The organism is Tenacibaculum sp. MAR_2009_124 (assembly GCF_900105455.1).
In the GTDB taxonomy this organism is placed as follows: domain Bacteria; phylum Bacteroidota; class Bacteroidia; order Flavobacteriales; family Flavobacteriaceae; genus Polaribacter.
Window position 1 is genome coordinate 233,487 of the sequence record NZ_FNSF01000008.1, and the last position, 16,398, is coordinate 249,884.

Annotated in this window: 32 protein-coding genes; 29 read left to right on the top strand and 3 right to left on the bottom strand. The window is 31.1% G+C overall.

Translation table 11 applies throughout. From position 1 onward, the window contains the following. Positions 1-86: 86 nt before the first annotated feature. Genes BLW23_RS21000 through BLW23_RS21010 form a run of 3 tightly spaced genes read right to left on the bottom strand, consistent with a single transcriptional unit; the run spans position 87 to position 1,113 of the window. Entirely contained in the window at positions 87-449 is a 363-nt protein-coding gene (locus BLW23_RS21000) for a DUF2829 domain-containing protein (protein WP_093673632.1), read from the bottom strand. 5 nt (positions 450-454) lie between these two features. Then, on the bottom strand, positions 455-808 hold the full coding sequence (locus BLW23_RS21005) for a hypothetical protein (RefSeq protein ID WP_093673634.1): 354 nt from the start codon (positions 806-808) through the stop codon (positions 455-457). Continuing rightward, on the bottom strand, positions 808-1,113 hold the full coding sequence (locus BLW23_RS21010; protein WP_143032249.1) for a hypothetical protein: 306 nt from the start codon (positions 1,111-1,113) through the stop codon (positions 808-810). The genes BLW23_RS21005 and BLW23_RS21010 overlap by 1 nt, the downstream gene beginning before the upstream one ends. A gap of 1,383 nt (positions 1,114-2,496) precedes the next feature. Between BLW23_RS21010 and BLW23_RS23825 the strand changes: the two genes are divergently transcribed. From BLW23_RS23825 to BLW23_RS21145, 29 genes are all read left to right on the top strand, one after another. Next, complete coding sequence (locus BLW23_RS23825; protein ID WP_255362855.1) at positions 2,497-2,628, top strand: hypothetical protein; 132 nt, start codon at positions 2,497-2,499, stop codon at positions 2,626-2,628. A gap of 7 nt (positions 2,629-2,635) precedes the next feature. Next, positions 2,636-2,842, top strand: coding sequence for a hypothetical protein (locus tag BLW23_RS21015; RefSeq protein WP_093673638.1), 207 nt, complete (start codon positions 2,636-2,638; stop codon positions 2,840-2,842). 12 nt (positions 2,843-2,854) lie between these two features. Continuing rightward, positions 2,855-3,163, top strand: coding sequence for a hypothetical protein (locus BLW23_RS21020; protein ID WP_093673640.1), 309 nt, complete (start codon positions 2,855-2,857; stop codon positions 3,161-3,163). 152 nt (positions 3,164-3,315) lie between these two features. Then, complete coding sequence (locus tag BLW23_RS21025; RefSeq protein WP_093673642.1) at positions 3,316-3,525, top strand: hypothetical protein; 210 nt, start codon at positions 3,316-3,318, stop codon at positions 3,523-3,525. Positions 3,526-3,539: 14 nt separating this feature from the next. Next, complete coding sequence (locus BLW23_RS21030) at positions 3,540-3,866, top strand: hypothetical protein (protein WP_093673644.1); 327 nt, start codon at positions 3,540-3,542, stop codon at positions 3,864-3,866. Between the two features lie 77 nt (positions 3,867-3,943). Continuing rightward, a complete protein-coding gene (locus tag BLW23_RS21035) occupies positions 3,944-5,200 on the top strand; it encodes a hypothetical protein (protein WP_093673646.1) in 1,257 nt (418 codons plus the stop codon). A 60-nt stretch (positions 5,201-5,260) separates the two neighbouring features. Further along, the gene (locus BLW23_RS21040) at positions 5,261-5,452 is read left to right on the top strand and encodes a hypothetical protein (protein ID WP_093673648.1); all 192 of its coding nucleotides are present in this window, start codon (positions 5,261-5,263) and stop codon (positions 5,450-5,452) included. A gap of 21 nt (positions 5,453-5,473) precedes the next feature. After that, positions 5,474-5,971, top strand: a complete 498-nt coding sequence (locus tag BLW23_RS21045) for a hypothetical protein (RefSeq protein WP_093673650.1) — start codon at positions 5,474-5,476, stop codon at positions 5,969-5,971. A gap of 51 nt (positions 5,972-6,022) precedes the next feature. Beyond that, positions 6,023-6,262, top strand: coding sequence for a hypothetical protein (locus BLW23_RS21050; RefSeq protein ID WP_093673652.1), 240 nt, complete (start codon positions 6,023-6,025; stop codon positions 6,260-6,262). A 29-nt stretch (positions 6,263-6,291) separates the two neighbouring features. After that, positions 6,292-6,492 (top strand): hypothetical protein, encoded by a 201-nt coding sequence (locus BLW23_RS21055; protein WP_093673654.1) that lies wholly within the window; start codon positions 6,292-6,294, stop codon positions 6,490-6,492. A 38-nt stretch (positions 6,493-6,530) separates the two neighbouring features. Then, positions 6,531-7,148: a hypothetical protein gene (locus tag BLW23_RS21060; protein WP_093673656.1), complete on the top strand. Its 618-nt coding sequence runs from the start codon at positions 6,531-6,533 to the stop codon at positions 7,146-7,148. A gap of 13 nt (positions 7,149-7,161) precedes the next feature. Further along, on the top strand, positions 7,162-7,443 hold the full coding sequence (locus BLW23_RS21065; RefSeq protein WP_093673658.1) for a hypothetical protein: 282 nt from the start codon (positions 7,162-7,164) through the stop codon (positions 7,441-7,443). A 177-nt stretch (positions 7,444-7,620) separates the two neighbouring features. Next, positions 7,621-7,842: a hypothetical protein gene (locus tag BLW23_RS21070; protein ID WP_093673660.1), complete on the top strand. Its 222-nt coding sequence runs from the start codon at positions 7,621-7,623 to the stop codon at positions 7,840-7,842. Positions 7,843-7,863: 21 nt separating this feature from the next. Then, entirely contained in the window at positions 7,864-8,094 is a 231-nt protein-coding gene (locus BLW23_RS21075; protein ID WP_093673662.1) for a hypothetical protein, read from the top strand. 15 nt (positions 8,095-8,109) lie between these two features. Further along, positions 8,110-8,442 carry a hypothetical protein gene (locus BLW23_RS21080; protein ID WP_093673664.1) on the top strand — a complete coding sequence of 111 codons (333 nt, stop codon included), beginning with the start codon at positions 8,110-8,112 and terminating at the stop codon, positions 8,440-8,442. A 10-nt stretch (positions 8,443-8,452) separates the two neighbouring features. Further along, the gene (locus tag BLW23_RS21085; RefSeq protein ID WP_093673666.1) at positions 8,453-8,767 is read left to right on the top strand and encodes a hypothetical protein; all 315 of its coding nucleotides are present in this window, start codon (positions 8,453-8,455) and stop codon (positions 8,765-8,767) included. A 22-nt stretch (positions 8,768-8,789) separates the two neighbouring features. Then, positions 8,790-9,182 (top strand): hypothetical protein, encoded by a 393-nt coding sequence (locus BLW23_RS21090; RefSeq protein WP_093673668.1) that lies wholly within the window; start codon positions 8,790-8,792, stop codon positions 9,180-9,182. Positions 9,183-9,203: 21 nt separating this feature from the next. Beyond that, complete coding sequence (locus BLW23_RS21095) at positions 9,204-9,413, top strand: hypothetical protein (protein ID WP_093673670.1); 210 nt, start codon at positions 9,204-9,206, stop codon at positions 9,411-9,413. A gap of 10 nt (positions 9,414-9,423) precedes the next feature. Beyond that, positions 9,424-9,798 carry a hypothetical protein gene (locus BLW23_RS21100; RefSeq protein ID WP_093673672.1) on the top strand — a complete coding sequence of 125 codons (375 nt, stop codon included), beginning with the start codon at positions 9,424-9,426 and terminating at the stop codon, positions 9,796-9,798. A 1-nt stretch (position 9,799) separates the two neighbouring features. Beyond that, the gene (locus BLW23_RS21105) at positions 9,800-10,381 is read left to right on the top strand and encodes a hypothetical protein (protein ID WP_093673674.1); all 582 of its coding nucleotides are present in this window, start codon (positions 9,800-9,802) and stop codon (positions 10,379-10,381) included. Between the two features lie 240 nt (positions 10,382-10,621). After that, positions 10,622-11,299 (top strand): DUF6904 family protein, encoded by a 678-nt coding sequence (locus tag BLW23_RS21110; RefSeq protein WP_093673676.1) that lies wholly within the window; start codon positions 10,622-10,624, stop codon positions 11,297-11,299. Between the two features lie 114 nt (positions 11,300-11,413). Continuing rightward, complete coding sequence (locus tag BLW23_RS21115; RefSeq protein ID WP_093673678.1) at positions 11,414-12,985, top strand: P-loop NTPase fold protein; 1,572 nt, start codon at positions 11,414-11,416, stop codon at positions 12,983-12,985. A 12-nt stretch (positions 12,986-12,997) separates the two neighbouring features. Then, a complete protein-coding gene (locus BLW23_RS23425) occupies positions 12,998-13,159 on the top strand; it encodes a hypothetical protein (protein ID WP_176829905.1) in 162 nt (53 codons plus the stop codon). 3 nt (positions 13,160-13,162) lie between these two features. Next, positions 13,163-13,402 carry a helix-turn-helix domain-containing protein gene (locus BLW23_RS21120; RefSeq protein ID WP_093673680.1) on the top strand — a complete coding sequence of 80 codons (240 nt, stop codon included), beginning with the start codon at positions 13,163-13,165 and terminating at the stop codon, positions 13,400-13,402. A gap of 45 nt (positions 13,403-13,447) precedes the next feature. Then, a complete protein-coding gene (locus BLW23_RS21125; protein ID WP_093673682.1) occupies positions 13,448-13,891 on the top strand; it encodes a lipocalin-like domain-containing protein in 444 nt (147 codons plus the stop codon). A gap of 9 nt (positions 13,892-13,900) precedes the next feature. Beyond that, on the top strand, positions 13,901-14,284 hold the full coding sequence (locus tag BLW23_RS21130) for a VOC family protein (RefSeq protein WP_093673684.1): 384 nt from the start codon (positions 13,901-13,903) through the stop codon (positions 14,282-14,284). 271 nt (positions 14,285-14,555) lie between these two features. Continuing rightward, positions 14,556-14,882, top strand: coding sequence for a nucleotide pyrophosphohydrolase (locus BLW23_RS21135; protein WP_093673686.1), 327 nt, complete (start codon positions 14,556-14,558; stop codon positions 14,880-14,882). Beyond that, positions 14,883-15,131: a hypothetical protein gene (locus BLW23_RS21140; RefSeq protein ID WP_093673688.1), complete on the top strand. Its 249-nt coding sequence runs from the start codon at positions 14,883-14,885 to the stop codon at positions 15,129-15,131. A gap of 5 nt (positions 15,132-15,136) precedes the next feature. Further along, complete coding sequence (locus BLW23_RS21145; RefSeq protein ID WP_093673690.1) at positions 15,137-16,363, top strand: 3-phosphoshikimate 1-carboxyvinyltransferase; 1,227 nt, start codon at positions 15,137-15,139, stop codon at positions 16,361-16,363. Positions 16,364-16,398 lie beyond the last annotated feature (35 nt).

The following is a 16,398-nucleotide window of genomic DNA, read 5'->3' on the forward strand; positions in this document are numbered from 1 at the left end:
CCCCGATTATAGGATATACTTTCACTCGACAACAAAGAGTTCTAAATGATTCTGCTAAACTGCATATAGTAGGTTTAGCCATCTGTCTAATCTAATATCATCCAATCTTCACTGAGTAAATCTGAAGGTGAGGCCAACCATCCATAAATATTGTTGTCAGGATAAACCATTGCTAACTGATTTTGATATCTTATATCTGCATCTCCCTTCAAATCTTTACTCATTGAATCGAATCTTCTCGAAAACGCCTCTTTAACAGTTTCAGGCAAAGAAGACATCTTTGGTACAAATTCAGCTGGAACAGAAGAAGGTACTTGCATAAAAACAAACATTCCTTTACCATTCCATCCTCTTCTTTGGATTCTCTTTCCTTCTTTTAAAGCTTTAACAGCCTCTCCGAAATCAACTAAACTTCGCCCTGTACCAACTGTACTTGTGTTATTATCCATAAATTCTAAGTATTAATTTTCTTTAATTCAATTGGGAAATCTTCTTGAAACTTCCTTGGGTCTTTTATGTAAGCCTCGCGTAATCGATTCATCATTACAAAATCAACTAAATTCAATTTCGCTATCTTCTCAATGAACTCCTCGGTCTCTCTGAATAGATTTGTAGCTAATTCAGGATTCGATTCGTATACGCCATCCACTTGCCTTACAAAAGGCTCTAACATCTTTTGAAAATTATTACCTGCTTTCTTAATATTTTGCTTATAAAGATTAGTTCCTTTCATATCGTCAATAGCCTCGCTCAAAAGCGCGCTCAACATAACAACCTTTAGACCATCAACTATTACATCTTTTCCCATTACACTAATTCTTTTTCTTTTAGTAATTCTTCCCACAGATCACTTATAGATCCTCTTTCGAAATTATGATCGAAACAATACTGTTGAATTTTACAACCCTCATTCGATGGAGGAAACTGAGAATGCAGAAGTTTAAAAATTTGATTCGTTAATCTACTATTATCATAAGGACCAACTAACAAGTCTTCTAATTCGTATTGGGCTTTTAAATTAACCTCTATAGATTCAGTCTTATTCTTGTCGTAGTCAAGTTGACCTTTAATCGCTTCTATTGTTTCAATGAATTGTTTTTTAGTAAACTTCATTTTATTGTTTTTCCAGTTAAATGTTGTTTCTTTCCCACAACCAAAGTCAGTCTTACAGTTATTCTCTAAAGGCAATTGATATGAAGGTAAAAAAGTAAACCTTCCGACTCAACCTTTAACAATACTCCTGTGAGTACATAACTGATAGCAACCTTGCCGACAAGCAAAGAGTAATATCTGAGTCGAACTACTCAACAAATATAGAATAAAAAAAGAATAGATTTAGAATAGATTATAGATAATTAAATAAATTTAACTTTTAACAAAGGTTCAAATACAATTCTAAAAGACTTCTAATAAAGTTGTATCCACACGGTGAAGAAAGTAGAATAACTCGTTAATTACCAGCAACTTAAAAATTAAACTCTTTATCTAATTCTAAAGCTCCTTTCCAATAAATAAAAAATGATCTATGTGAGTATCTTTGGGAGTGTGTGGGGCGCTACAAATAAAAGGGCTGTTTCAGGAAACGGATTTCTAAAGGGTATGGGGGTGCTATTTGTGTTGTGATCCTATATGTTTTTTGACTTTTATGCTTTACCCTATTACGGGCATTAGCTCGGGTTCGACTCCCTATAGGATTCACTATTATTTTTCTAAAGCCTTGTTTTTACTGGGGAAACTTATTTTAAGGATTCCATTTTGACAACCATTTGTACAATTGCTATTAGTTTTCTATTCTGAAAGTTCAGTTATACAAATATTCTTTTTTTATCTGCGAGTAACTGCGCGATACTCTTTTTTAAATTTGGTTTGTTGCATAGATAAAACCTTCGGTTGATTCTTTTTTTTGTTTGGTTGTATGTGTTGTATTAGTGCTATGTAGTGTTGTAATAGTTCTATGTAGTTATAGAGAGTTGTTGCTATTGGTTGTTTGGTTTAATAGTTGTTTGTTCCTTATGTTTCCCCTTGGTTTATTCTTTGGTTGTTTCTTCTATGGCTGATTGTTTAGTGAAGAGTTTTTTTATTTATCCTGTCCGTTTGTTTTTGTAGTGTTGATTCTTTTATATTACAGCTATTCTTTTTTTATACTTTCTTTTTATTTACAAGGGTTTAGAGTGTTTATTGTATTTGGTTTTTGTCTGCCTTAACACTATTCTTTTCTATTGTAGTTCTATTTAGTCTTTGTATTAGTTCCTTTGATTTGTTTTTAAGTGCTTCTAAGCTCGTTTCTTTGGCTTACACGTACATTTCCCTTCTCTTTTTATAATTATTCAATTCTCAGCGCCCTGATAAAGCCAAAACTCTATTCTAAATAACTTATTTCTATCTTTTTTTTATTCAAAATAGATAATTCATATTTAAAAAGTATAGATTAAGTATTGTTTTAGAATAATAATGCTGTATATTTGTATAGCAAAAGAACAGTAAAAGAATAGACTTATGAAGGACAAAGAATTTAACCAACTATGGAACGAAATAGAAAAAGATTTACCTATTACAAAGTTTGAGGCTTCTATAATCTTTGAACGAGGTTACAAAGCTTGCGAAGTAGTAAATAACTTGGATAATTAACTCACTTATGGACACTATTAATAAATACAAAGCTAATTATATAGGGATTTCAAAAACCGTTTACGCTTGGAATTTAGGACAAGCCTTTCAAGAAGCTGAAATTTGGGGAAGCGAAAAAGGATTAACTCTTTTATCAATTACAGATTTAGAACAGACAATCACAGAAAATAAGTGTCCTTACTTCGGAATATATCAACAATTCGACAACAATTAAAACAATCAACTCATGTGCTTAAACAATATTAATTATCAGGAATTCAAAGCAATAAACACAAAAAAAAGAAATGATTCAGAACTGCATATTTACATGCAATGGTTAAGGAAAACCTTACAAATCCTATACAAAAGAGAGGGGTTTGTTTATGACATGTTTAAGACAGAATTTACAATACAAGAGGCTCACGTATTCTATAAGTATAATGAAATACTTGAAGAACAACTTAACGAAGCTCAACTAAAAATAAATGAATTGATTTTAAAAGCATTTGAAAAGGCTAAAAAAGAACACGAAGAGAAAATAAATAAAATCTATTAACCAATTAACAACAACAAACAAAAATTTTTAATCATGAGAAAAACCGCAAAATTTATCAGAAAACAATTAGTAAAGTTATCAGCGTTATTAGCAGAATTCGGAAAAGGTGCAGGATATGCACTTAGTCATTAATAAATCAAAATTAAATCAGAATGTTAGAAGCACTAGAAACAATATCAAAAGTTTTGGATACTTATCCTGATACTCTTGGGCTAGAGGTTACAGATTTAAACGCTATAACCCTACGTTATGAAGATCCAAAAACGGAAAAACAAAAAACTAAAAGATTTGAAACAGCCGACGGAAAGCTCGCAGGACTTCAACTGCTGGAATGGCTAGAAAATACTTTACCAAGAAGATAACTGAACTAATTTGTATGGATACAATGGGAAACAATTTTGAAAACGGCAGAATAATAACCTTTAAGCCTATAACCGATGGAGACGGAGAAGAACAAACCCCGCATTTAACATACCATAAAGAAGGGTATCATTTATTTACAGCTAATTATGGTTTTACATCCGATTATCAAGACGACTTTTTATATCTATTAGATACAATGTTTAACGCAGGATTAGAAATCGACGAAATCCATCAAGACTACACGAAACACTTTAAAGGGTTCGAGAGTAACGGAGAACTAAAAAAAGGTTATTGGATAATTAACCAGTACGGTAAAAACTCAGAAGTAAGAAAAGTATAACAACAATAAACCCGCAGAACAGCGACGAAATGCGGGTTTTAATCTCAAACTCCAATAAATAAAAAAGATTTTAAGACATGGCAAATATAACAACAAACACGGAAAAAACAACATTCGAAAAATGTACTAGAGGCTGGAGTGGTGAAACTATCACAACACACAACAAACAAGATTATAAAATTACTACGATGAAAAGAAGTAATAAAAAAATTGTTAATAGTTACCATGAAATAACACTTTTGCCAAACGGCTCATACTCATGGGATATGTTCGGGGCAAAAGGTGGGGATCTAGTAAAAATTGAAGGAAAAGCAACGGAGAAAGCAATAAAAGAAGCACACGCAAAAGCTCTATTAAAATTCGATGAAGTAATAAAAGAATTACAGCCAAATGCAAAGGCAGAACCAGAAATTGGAACGATCATTTTTTTAGATGGCTATGGGAAAACGAAAGGAAGTGCAGAAAACGAACACATTGTATACAAAATAGAGCATACTGAATGGGGTGTTAAATATTTAACAGTAGAAAAAACAACGCTTGACCTTCAAGCACAAAGCTATATTAAAAATTATAACAATTTATTTGGTATTGGAAGCTATTTTTTACCTGAGTATAAATACGAAGGCACGCAGGACGATATAAATAACCTCGTAATTGCTGCACATAAAAAAGCGGAAGAGGACAAAAAGGCGGCAGAATCTGAGAGACTACTAGAACAACAATTAATAAGCGCAAAAATTGAGGAAGGAAAGAAACTTATCACTATCCCTGAATGGGCGAAGGCTGTTATAGTTGCCGATCATTACCAAAATGACAGCGATACAATGACGGATTATTTTGCAACAAGCATCAAAGAAACGAATTACTTGGCGTTCTCCCGTACAACTCGCAACAACATGAACGAACTAAAAAACGCCTGTGAAAACTGGGAAAAGACAAAAGAACTATTAAATGATAGTGAAACAGGAGAACACAGAGAAAGAAACAGTTATCTACCTGACTTTTATATCGGTTCTAGTAATTGGTATGGTTTGAAAGTAAATAAAAAAGTTTACTCGTTTGACTTAACCCGAACAGAAAACAGAAATAAATTATACATCGCAGCAGCAGAAAATCGTTGTCACTTCCCTACCGATCAACCAACCCAAGAGAACCACAATTTAAATAGTGGAGACTTTCAAATAATTGACTACTCTGAAAAAGCTATTGCAGTTATAGGAGATACAAAGCCAATTAAAGACGACTTAAAAAAACTTGGCGGAAGGTTTAACTTCAGATTATCCTGCGGGGCTGGATGGATATTTCCAAAAACAAAACAAGAAGAAGTTAAGTAACTTTTAAACCTATAATTAATCACCTCCTCAACTAGTTTGGGGAGCGTTAAAACTCATCAAATGACATTCCAAGTAAACCCATATACAGTAATAGAAAACTTTGAAAGAAAAAACCAATTCGAAATTTTTCAGAAGTTCGGAGAACCTCATAAATATCAAAAGTTCATAGGAGAAATAAAAGGAGAAAAAGTAAAAGGATTCATTTGTCTTGCTGATGATAATATTTACAAATTAGAAAGAGTCAAAAACTAACCTCATTTAAAAAGCGACAAAATGAAAAAAACGAAAAGACTTGAAATATTAGAAAATTCTTTAGAAAAGAAAAACAAAGCATTTAACGACAAATTACAAAATCACATCAATACAGTTAAACAAGCAAACGGACAGCCTTTAAATGACAAGAGAAACGGCAGAGCAACCTTAAATAAATGGGAAAGACAAAATAATTCTTTACGCAATCTCCAAGAAAGCATAAAAAAAACAGAGAACGCCATAAGAAAAGAAAAAAATAAAATTTCAGAGTCTGAATATATAAAAAACATATTACCCATCTCAATTATAAAAAAACTTGAAGACGGCACACTTAACCAATGGAGAAAGCATCCTACTACATTTTTTGTTAATGGTGTAGATAAAGCCCGCATTGTTTGGGATTCAAAAAAAAAGACAGTAGCACACCGTTATCTTAATGAAATTAAAGACAAAGATCAATGGAAATTATTTGCCAAAACTTATAACCACCTATACAACAGTATTAAAAAAGACAATTAATCGAAATCAAAAATAACAGTAGGTTTTCGTACCTATCAAAAACAAGAAATTATGACACATTTAGAAAATTCTTTATCAAGTGAAAAAAAACTAAATAAAATCCTTGAAATTTTCGCTATTAACGCAATTATAGGAATTGAAAAAAATATGCCTGTTCAAGAGGTGGCAGACCTTAATAAAACTTCATGTATTATGTTTTTTAACATGAATGAAGTGTCTGCTGAATTTCTTGTTTCTAAATGGGTAGAAAAAGCTTGTGAGTTAGGTGTTATGAAAAAAACTGGAAATTAAAGTATAAAATAACTGATAAGAAAAGTATTATGAAAAAAAAATTAAAAATTAAAATACATAAATGCAACTATTGCATTAAGGAGTTGAACAAAGCGGGATTCAGTTATAATGGGTGGAATCAATTTGATAATACAGTTTCTGTATCGGTAAATGGCAATATATTGAGATATAAAGATGCGATTGAAGCTTATAATAGTTTAATAGGAGGTATTATTCCTGAATCTTCTTAAGTTAAAAATATAATTAACCAATAAAAAACAGCGACAGAATGAAACTAATTAAAAAAGTAAAAGCTTCTCCAGATAGCAATACATATGCCTATTGGTTTGAAGTGAATCAAGAAGAAGCCGAAGAGCTAAAAAAAGATGAAGTATTATTGTTTTTTACACCTCATTTTAAAGGCAATAAAACTTTTGATCAATCATTTAATTTTAAGAGCGATAATATTCTTCAGTATCTAGGTGATAAAATCTTTTTTATTCAAATAATTAGGGAAGATGACATAAAAAAATATGGAGTCGAAGAATACGACATACAACCGCTTCACATAAAAAAGATCTGGGATACTTTTGACGAAGACGAATGCTATTATAAAGAATGCGAAAGGATAAAAAAGGAGTTTGAAAAAGTTCTCTATACCTGTAAGTATAGTTCAGATGGGGTAATATTTGACATTAAACCTATGGAAGTAATGCTTTTTTATTTACCTAAAAAAGAGGAGTTAAAGAAAAATACTACAGTAGCATACAGAGATGCAAATGGCGATTTTTCAAAAATCAGTACTATCTCCGAAATTAAAGAGGATGAAAACGGATTTACCTTATACATGGTTGAAAATTCGACAGGAACTAGGACATCTGATCAATTCAGGTTTTTAAAAAACTAAAAACTCCTTTAAAATGACTAGAAAAGTAATACTAGAGGGAACGGAAAAAGAGATAGAAAACTTACTAGAGTTGATACAGAGCAGCAATATAAATCTACCAAAAATCTGCACAGAATATCAAACTGAAAACCTTTGGCAGATTCAAGACGTGCAAAGTAAATATAATTGTACAGATGAGGAAGCAATGGAAACATTGGAAGCTGCTTTAACTAATGAAGCTACCATGGATCAAATTTGGTTTGCTATTGATATCCATGTCGAAGAAGAAGGACTAGAAAAAATAATAAAAGGATAAGATACTATGACACCAAGTATAAATAGTAAAGTGATTTGGAAGGGATTAAACGCAACTCTTAAAAATATAAATCTTGCGGGTAAATGTACTATACAATTAAGTGATAAAAGTTTACTTAAAGAAATAGATATTACAGAATTAAAAGTTAAATAAACCGATAATTAAAAGAATAAAGTCATGAAAACATTTTACGCTTTTGGGTTAGAAATTAGCAACTTAATAAATGAAAATACCAGCGACGAAGAAGTAATTTCATTTTGTAAAGAAAATGGAGATTATAGTGTTTTTTGCTTTGAGGAAGGACATACTCACTCAGTATCACTTTTAGAGGCATTTAATGGATGGAGTGAATATGTTTCTATAACAGAAACATTATATAATAAATTATGTGAAATATAAATAACCAATAAGAAAACAATTATGCCAACAAGATATAAAACAGAAACACTCTTAAAAAGATTAGAGCGCTATGATGAAAAATACAAAGAGCAAATAACAAGTCATAACGATATAAATTTTGGCTACGGAATGCGCTCTTATCATAGGCTTAAAGTATGGAATCCTCCATACGAGAAAACCAAAGAAAAAGCCGAAAAAGTAAAAGCAGAACTAACTAATAGAGGTGTTCAATTTTACACCCGTTTCGTTTAATTCAAATAAAACATTATGTGTCAACGACGAATAAATAGAGCTCATAAAAAATCTATAACACCAAGTTATAAACACTTAACAAAAAGTGAATATCAATTAATAAAGAAAATTGAAAAATACGACCAAGCGCAAAAAGGATTATATGCACCATTGACAGGATTTTACGCAACGTGCCAGAGACTCCCGAACGGCTCCGTTAATGTTGAAATTTTGACAGATCAACAATTAGATTTATGGGATGATTTACTAAAAAAAACTCAAATTCTGTCTAAATACGAAGAAGACGAAATTGAAAGAGTAAGACACAAATTTAATTCACATCAATTTACCTATTCACAATCTTTTTAAAATCTAAAAAATGAGTTACGATAAAATGATGAAGCATACAAGAGCTTTAATTAAGAACAAAAGAAAAGGAAGAAATCAGTACTTAGGATTCGACTCTTCGAGCGGCTATAAAAAGCCACAAGCTATATATACGGTAGATCCAAAAAATGATTTTGAAAAATGGTTTCTTAAAAAGTACGGAGAAAAACATTTTTTGCACGAAAGAAAAGACAACCATCAAACTAAAACAAATATTAAATATTCAGTTATAGAGTTTAACAATGAAAAATATATGATTGGACACTTTTCAAAAGGATATACTCCTTATAACAAGCTAACTAATTAAACTATAAAAAGTAAAACTAACAATGCCGACACTACACCTTAACTTACATAGAAAATGGTTTGATATGACAGAACAAGGCATAAAACCAGAAGATTATAGGGAGTTGACTATTTACTGGTATAAGAGACTTGTTAGAGTTAATGATCTTGATTTTCACGAAAAGATATTACTGGAGTCTTATATCATAAATGCTAATATTCCTAAAAACAAAAAAACTTACTGGAATCATGGAAATAAGGTATTTCAATCTAGATTCAAAAAATTTGATTCTACTACTTTATCAAATGGATACTCTAAAGATAGATCACAGTTCGAGGTTAAGCACAAAGGAATAAATATAGGATTAGGAAAAGAAGAATGGGGAGCCGAACCTGGGAAATATTATTTCGTGATTAAACACGGCATTAAACTTTAACCAAACAATAAAATAAATACAATGAAAGACCCTATAAGAATATTTAAATGCCCTTGCGGAGACAAAAAATACATCTTAGCAGGAAAACCAAACAACACTCCTACTTTGAAAGAAAAAAGAGAGCATGGTGAATATATCGCGGCAGGATGCGAAGTAATAACAATCTCTTTAGAACAATTTCAAAAAGAAAAATGGGAATACATGCCATGGTCTAAATGTATCAAATCTTAAACCAACAAAAATGCCAACAGAAACAAAAGGAATGACAATTGCAAGAGCAGAGAACAAAGAAATAAAACAAGTAAATGACCTCCTAAATGAACTTGAAAGTATAGGAAGATATAACCGAGGCGAAGAAGTTATAGATGTAATTAAAGAAGACAATGAATTCTTTAAAGTATTATCCTCATTAGATCATTCAGATCCCGAAACACTTTTAAGAGACATTTGCAATTATGTTGATGGTATTAGACACCAATGTGTAATGTTCAATTTAACAACCCTTATGGATAATTGCGCCGATTTAAACAAAGATACTTTAGACTTTAATCCAGAGCTAAAAAGAGGTTTAGAATTAGTCGAATTAGAAAAGGAAGGTAAACTTAAATTACTATAACATGAGAGAAAAAAGAACAAACTGGGATTTTTCAAAACATATCCATACTACTGAGATTTTTAAAAGTAATAACAACCAAATACGTGTTGATGAATTTAAACAATCTGGCACTATAAACGGCTATATAAGATTTGTCAATGATACCTGTGGGCTATCTGTCTTTGGTGATTTTGGAAACTGGATTTTTTGCAGACAATTTCATCCATCCGCAGAATCATACGTATGTGATCATTATTGGTGTGAAAAACTTACCATTGGAAGTTCTCAAGAAATTTCAAAGTATGATTCCGATGCCACAGAAAAAGAACTTAAAGAAATGATTGAATCAGGGTTAGAAGAGTATGGCTATCAGGATGACATATTGAAAGAAGGAAAAGATTGGTTTAAAAAACTATTATCCTATACTGATGATGAATTGGAATACACTTATGAAGCTTTTAGAGGATCGAACCCAACCAGTATTGATTACGAAAACATACCTTATGTAAAAGATACGAAAGTTCGATTAAAGATAATATTTGATGCTTTTGATGAGATGTGCAGAAGAATGAAACAAAACTCAAAAAAAGAAAGCAACGAGTAACACAAGCCAACTTATAAAATCTGATAGACATGATCATTTTTGGACAGAAGATAATACCGTTTTTGAATCTTATAACACTATAAGAGGTTTAAGGTTCAGAGAAATAATGAAATTCGAATTTCCTGATAGAGATAAACTAACTGACTTTGACGTTAACCTTATTAACTCACTTTTAAGTAATCAAATAAAAAATTAATTATAGCTTTGAAATAATAACCAAACTTTAAAAGTAAAAAAACTATGTTCTACACGAAACCTACAAAAAACGGGATTGGAATTGAAATTTGGGGTACTCATGATGATATATATACAGTTCATTCTATCATTCAAAAATTCTGGGGAAATGAAAACAATGACAACATAAAAAACTCGGATCAACGAGATAATACCATAAGTGGACTTTCACGAGAATTGAGAAAAGCTCACGAGGGAAGTCGACTCAAACGAAAGAATAGTCATTTTTCATTTGAAGAAATTGAACATTTTGGATGTAAAATTTCTTGGGTTCATATAATATTTTCGCTATCAGCATTAAGATATAATATGAGATATTCTGAAACCAATAAATTAGAACTTTCTATTCTAATGCAATTTGAATATTGGCTTGAGAAATCCGCAATAGCTTATGACGGAAAAAATGGAATGAATTTAGAACCGTTTTTTAACGGAGCTATTAATGGTGGAGATCAATACATCTATCTATTATTGTGGTCAATAGATGCTGATTTTTTAAGATTAAAAGGAGGAAAGAGAGCTTTTCGTAAACTTCCTCAATTATTGAAACGAGGAGTAATGTTTACTCCCGAATATCAAGAATATGAGAAATTTATAAAATCTGATCTTAAAAGGTTGAATTGTGAAATATCCCAACTAGAGATAGATGATAGCGATATTGATTATGAAAACTTGAAATGGTAAAAATAATTTTAATCTTGCCAAAAATACATTTTACAAGATGTTTCATGTAAATAAAATTTAACCAACGAATACAACTAATTATTTTTAACAACTAACATTCAACCCATAAATACTATGATACAAACAGAAACAGAAACAACCTCATTTGAAAATATTGAAAACTCAGACGAAAACACAAGGTTTTACAATCATTTAAACATTCCTTTCAACGACAAAACTATTTTATCTGGAATCTTCGGAATAGGAAAGACTCACTTCATAAAGGAGTTTTTTAAACAAAATGAGGACAAATATGTAGAATTAAGATTGTCTCCAGTAAACTATTCAATTTCAAAAAATGAAGACATTATTGAATACATCAAATATGACCTTATATTCAATTTACTATCAAAAAAAGAGAGTTTTGAAAAAACCGATTTTACATTTTTAGAAACGGCAGATTATTACTTAGGGACAGATATTTTTGATGTTTTTGGCTCACTTATTAAGGCTGCTAGCAAAATAAAGAAACCAGCAAAGGTCGCACTTGATTTTGGTTCAAGTATATATAGTAAAATTAAAAAAAACCAAGAAGATATCAATATTGACGAAAAAAAACAACTTACGAGCTTTTTAAAAGAATTGAAAGAAAGAAAAGGTTCAATTGTTGAGGAAAATACGATTACAGAATTAATTTCAAAGCTCATAGAAAGTTTAAAAAGCGATGAACAAGAGAATGAGGAGGAAGAACAGAATGAAGATTATAAACAGAAAGAAACTGTTCTAATAATTGACGATTTAGACAGATTAGACCCAGAACATATTTTCAGAATATTAAACGTATTTGCATGTCACTTTGATTTAGACGGTGACAATGGTAATAAGTTTGGGGTCGATAAAATAATTTTGGTATGTGATGTAGAAAATATTAGAAACATCTTTCACACAAAGTATGGAACTAATGTTGATTTTACTGGATATATTGATAAATTTTACAGTAGGGAAATTTTTCATCTCAATAATAAAAAAATAGTCAATCAAGCTATATCTAACATTTTAGAATCTATTACCATTTCAAATAATAGTAACAGTTATATAAATCTAAAAGACTCAAACAAAATGGAAACAATATTAATAAAAGATATTCTTTCTGACTTGATTGAGAATAATTTACTAAACTTCCGAAATTTATTAAAGCTATATGGGAGTAATTATAACCTAATTTATTTCGAATTCTACACCACTATGTATAATAGAGCTACTTCTTGTAGACTATTTCTGGCAACTTTTATTTTTGACTTTCTAGCCTCTTTCTATGGGGGTCGAAAGAATTTAAAGGAAGTGTTGAAAAAATTCGCTGAAATCAAACCATTGAAAAGAGTTAATACAGATATTGTAGATTATTACACTCACTTTATAAACCTTTCAAACTGTGATGCTATTATTCATGGTGATATAAGAAATGACTCTTTCAGTAACTCTTTTATAATCCCCTATAATAATAAAATCTTAAAAATAGAAAGTGAAATATTCATAGTCAAAGAAGGGACAAACTATGGCATTAAATTTTATGGGCAATTTAAGCAATTGACATGTGATGATCAAACGATCCCAGTAAAAGGAATAACGGCAATCGATTTCCCTTTCGCTCCTATTTTAAAATTGGCATTTGATAAATATCTATCCTTAACAAAAGAAAGACCATAAAAACAATAAAGAATGAGAACAGCGACAATATTTTATTCTGATGGTTGTATTCATAGATACCAGGTATCCGGAACAAACCCAGAAATTAGAAACAAATTTTCAATAGGAAAGCGATTTTACACCGATGACCAGAGATTAAATGTAGTATCGGTAAAAGCGTTAACAATAGAATAACATATGCCAGAAAAGAACAATCCAGAATTAAGCGAAATAGGCATGAGGTTTTCAAAATTCTTAAAAGAAAAAAGAACTGTCTTAGGATTAACGTTAAGAGAATTTGCTTTATTCATCTATGAAGATGAAAACAAGAATGGCTATTTAAGTAAACTAGAAAACGGAAAGAGAGAGCCAAACCTAGAAACGATGAGTTATATACTTAAACGCTTAAATTCTTCCATAGAGTTCATTGAGCATTAATTCAAAACAAGTATTTTTAATTAAAATTTAATAACCAACCTTATTATGAAAAAATTACTAGCAACTATGATCATGACAGCATTCTTTGTATCATGCTCAAACAGCGATGAAGCAAAAGAAACTAACAATAACAACGAGCTTCTTTTCGGAACGTGGAAAATGCAAGATCGATTTTACGAAGGGAATTCGTATAACATTGATGATTGTGATAGAAAATCAACATTAATTATCAAAACCAATGGCACTTATGACACTAATAATTTTAGAACAATTAATGGTGAGTGTAAAGCCGATGGAGGAGTAAGCAATGTAAATTTCGAAGTCAAAAATGGTCGAATGATTATTAGCTTCCAAGATGGAGAAGTTAAACAAGCTTGGATCAACTTTCCAAATGAAAATACTTTTGAATTTACTGAAGTAGTTGACGAGAAAGATGGCATAGCTGGTGAGTTCGAAGGAGTTAAAGATGTATGGGTACGTTCCAATTAAAACTTTTAAATGTCGTCAAAATGTAGTAATTTTGACAACGTTTTAAAACGGCAAACCCTTGTTTTAAAAGGGCTTGTCGTTTTAACTCCGCATCTCATTGTAGATGCAAGTCCAAATTATGTTCGATTTGAACTTCCTTCAGGAGAAAGTACTTTATCTCTGCACCTTGTTAACGAATTACCCGATGAAAGTAATATCGTTGTTTATTTTGAAAACGAAAATTTGGACGAAGAGGTAAAAAACCTTCAAGACAAAGGCATTGAATTCACATTACTCCCTACCGATCAACCTTGGCTATGGAGAGAGGCCCGATTAAATGATCCTGATGGAAATAGACTTATTTTATTCAAAGCAGGAGAAAACAGGAAAAATCCACCTTGGAGAGTTCAATAGTTTAACTATTTAGGTCTTTTAAAGTAAAGAAAGCTAAAGTTTCATAAGATAAATTAAAAATATAGTCATAATTGTAATCAGTTCAATGTATACTGCCGATTATCATTCATTTTTAATGGAATTTTGATTTGAATATACTTTAGGTAAAAGTCTATTTTTTTAGTACTATAAAATCATTAAAAGAGTATACGAAAGTCGTTATAGCCCAAAGTTTAATGAAAAAAATCATGTATTTTTGGCTTACTAGAAATTAATGACAAAAATACTATAGATGAACATACAAGACGCACAAAAGCAGGTGGATGAATGGATTAAGAACCATGGAGTCCGTTACTTTAATGAACTAACGAATATGGCGCAACTAACGGAAGAAGTTGGTGAAGTTGCCCGAATCATAGCGCGTCGTTATGGAGAGCAAAGCGAAAAAGAAAGCGATAAACAAAAGGATTTAGGAGAAGAGTTAGCAGATGTAGTTTTTGTGGTTCTTTGCTTGGCAAATCAAACTGGAGTGAACTTACAGGAAGCATTTGATAAAAAACTCGATATAAAAACCAAACGCGATCACGATCGTCATCATAATAATGAAAAGCTAAAATAAATGAGCATACTTAAAAAAATACAACAGCCAATATTTTGGAGAAACGTAGTCAAGGTAGCTATTCCTTTTTTCATTGTTGTTACTATTTTTTCATTGGTATTAAATAGTTCCAAAGATATTTTTTCAGGGAACTTTAATGCCGTTAACGAAACCAATTTTTCAAATGGAAAATGGATGCGTTTTTGGGGATTAAAATTTTTTATCAGCGTTACCTATGGAGTTTGGATTACTAATAAAAAAATGGCGTAATTACCATGAATTTACAATTACAAGCACAAAGCTCGGCTATACAAGCTGAGATCACAGTTTCAGGATCAAAAAGTGAATCAAATAGGTTATTAATTTTACAACAATTATATCCTAATATAACTATAGAAAACCTTTCTGATTCAGACGACACACATCATTTACATGAAGCTCTTTCTTCTTCAAATGAAATTGCGGACATTGGTCATGCAGGAACGGCAATGCGATTTTTAACCGCTTTTTTTGCTGCTCAAAAAGGAGTTACCAAAGTATTACAAGGGTCAGAGCGAATGCATAACCGCCCCATTGAAATTTTAGTAGATGCTTTGCGTTCAATAGGAGCTGATATTACCTATTTACAAAAAGAAGGATATCCTCCCATAAAAATTGTTGGGCAAGAACTAACAAAAGATAAGGTTACAATTAATGGGAATGTTAGCAGTCAATACATTTCTGCTCTCATGCTCATTGCCCCTAGTTTACCTAACGGCTTAAGTATTGAACTAGCTGGTAAAATAACATCCATTCCTTATATAAAAATGACATTGAGTTTACTTCATCAACTTGGTATTAAAGCCAATTTCAAAGGAAACTTAATACAAGTTAACAACCAACCAAATGTTAACGATCAAACAGTAGTAGTTGAGTCTGATTGGAGTTCAGCTTCTTACTTTTATTCATTAATAGCTTTAAGCAAGTTAAATTCGAAAGTTAAATTAACTGCCTATAAAAATGATAGTCTGCAAGGTGATGCCGTTCTATCCCAAATTTATAACCATTTTGGAGTTACAACTACTTTTGAAGAAAACAGTATTATCCTTACAAAGTCTTCCGAACATTCCAATAACCTCTTAGTTGAAAATTTAAAAAATGCTCCCGACATCGCTCAAACCATCGCCGTAACATGTTTCGGTTTAGGTATTGCATGCGATTTAACAGGTTTACACACGTTAAAAATCAAAGAGACAGATAGATTAGAAGCTTTAAGAGAAGAACTTACAAAACTCGGGGCTACTATTAATGTAACAAACGAAAGTTTACATTTAAAGAATAGTGAGCAGATACATCAGAATATTGATATCGAAACCTATAACGATCATAGAATGGCGATGGCATTTGCACCTTTAGCGTTTAAAACAATTATTCAAATAAATGAAGCGGAAGTGGTTACCAAATCTTTCAGAAACTTTTGGAATGATATGAACAAAATCGGGTTACAAATTCAAGAGCTCTAATGGAAAGTAAATTTAAAGGGTCTAATTCCATGTAA